The following is a 1,650-nucleotide window of genomic DNA, read 5'->3' as shown; positions in this document are numbered from 1 at the left end:
AGTGTGCGGTGGCAGCGACGCCATAGGCATTGGACGAGATGATCTGGTCCGGGCCGAGATTACTGCCCGGCGGCAGCAATTCGTCGCCGGTGGCGATGATGGCGACAAGCGGTCGTCTTACCACCTTGACCTGGGGATGGTTGGCCGATGCTGCCAGCGACAGTGCCGCCGGGTCGAGCAAACGGCCTCTTTCGAGCAGCACATCGCCTGTTGAAAAATCGAGCCCGATGCGGCGGATATTGCGCCATTGCGCCGTCGGCTCGGTCACTTCGATTTCGCCGCCGCCGAGGTCGTGGACATTCTCCTGGATGACGATGGTGTCGGCGCCTTCGGGCAGCGGCGCGCCGGTGAAGATGCGCACCGCTTGTGCCTTGCCGATCCTACCGGCAAAACCACGTCCGGCCGGCGCCATGCCGATCACCGACAGCCTGGATGGTACCGACGCCACGTCGGCGGCTCGAGCGGCATAGCCATCCATGGCGGAAGCGTTGAAAGGTGGCTGGGTACGGAGTGCCACGACCTGTTCTGCCAGAACACGATCCACCGCCTCGAACAGAGGAAGGCTTTCGCCGGCTAGAGGTGCCGCACCATCGAGCAGGCGTTCAAGCGCCTCCGCGATAGGAACCAGCGCCATCAGGAACTCGCCTTGTAGTCACCCGACTTGCCACCGGTCTTTTCGACCAGGCAGATGCCGGTGATGACCATGGCGCGGTCTACTGCTTTGGCCATGTCGTAGATGGTCAGGCAGGCTACCGAAGCGGCCGTCAGCGCTTCCATCTCGACGCCCGTCTTGCCGGTGACGCGGGCCAGTGCGGTGACCTTCAGGCCAGGTAAAGCGTGGTCCGGCTCGATGTCGACGGAAACCTTGGTCAGCAGCAGCGGATGGCAGAGCGGGATCAGCTCATGCGTCTTCTTCGCCGCCATGATGCCGGCAATGCGCGCGGTGCCGAGCACGTCACCCTTCTTGGCGTTGCCGGCGAGGATCATCTTCAGCGTCTCGGGCTGCATCGCGACAAAGCCTTCGGCGATCGCCGTGCGCGTTGTTTCTTCCTTGTCGCCGACATCGACCATGTTGGCCTCGCCCTGCGCGCCGAGATGGGTCAGGCCTGATACCATCGTCAGATAGCCTCGGCCAAAGCCTTGCCTGTCAGAAGCAAGCGCGTCGCGGTGGTGACGTCCTGTTGCCGCATCAGGCTCTCGCCGACAAGAAAAGTGCCGATGTCGCTCTTTTGCAGCCTGAGGCAGTCGTCATGGGTGAAAATACCGCTCTCGCTGACCAGCAGGCGGCCGCCCGGCACCATGGGTGCCAGCCGCTCCGACGTTTTAAGGCTGGTTTCAAATGTTCTCAGATTGCGGTTGTTGATGCCGATCAGCCGCGACGACAGTTTTAGCGCGCGCAGCGTCTCGGACTCATCATGCACCTCGATCAGCGCATCCATGCCGAGTTCGAATGCCGTTGCCTCAAGCTCGCTCGCCAGGGCGTCGTCGACGCTGGCCATGATGATCAGGATGGCATCCGCGCCCCAGGCGCGGGCTTCGTAGACCTGATAGGGATCGAACAGGAAATCCTTGCGCAGCGCCGGCAGCGCGACGGCGGCTCGCGCCCGGGTGAGAAATTCCGGCGCGCCCTGGAAGGACGGTGCGTCGGTC

At 63.4% G+C, this 1,650-nt stretch carries 3 protein-coding genes; all 3 read right to left on the bottom strand.

Annotated features, from left to right (window positions below):
• A partial coding sequence (locus EN991_RS35285; protein WP_164769630.1) for a molybdopterin molybdotransferase MoeA occupies positions 1–634 on the bottom strand: 634 nt, incomplete at its 3' end.
• The gene (gene moaC / locus EN991_RS35280; RefSeq protein WP_064995870.1) at positions 634–1,116 is read right to left on the bottom strand and encodes a cyclic pyranopterin monophosphate synthase MoaC; all 483 of its coding nucleotides are present in this window, start codon (positions 1,114–1,116) and stop codon (positions 634–636) included. The genes EN991_RS35285 and moaC, both read right to left, overlap by 1 nt.
• Before the next feature lie 2 nt (positions 1,117–1,118).
• On the bottom strand, positions 1,119–1,650 hold a 532-nt coding region (locus EN991_RS35275; protein ID WP_164769629.1), incomplete at its 5' end, for an indole-3-glycerol phosphate synthase TrpC.

Origin of the sequence: Mesorhizobium sp. M7A.F.Ca.US.005.03.2.1, from assembly GCF_003997795.1 — a bacterium.
In the GTDB taxonomy this organism is placed as follows: domain Bacteria; phylum Pseudomonadota; class Alphaproteobacteria; order Rhizobiales; family Rhizobiaceae; genus Mesorhizobium; species Mesorhizobium ciceri.
The sequence above is the reverse complement of the archived record's forward strand: the minus strand, read 5'-3'. Positions and strand labels throughout refer to the sequence as shown.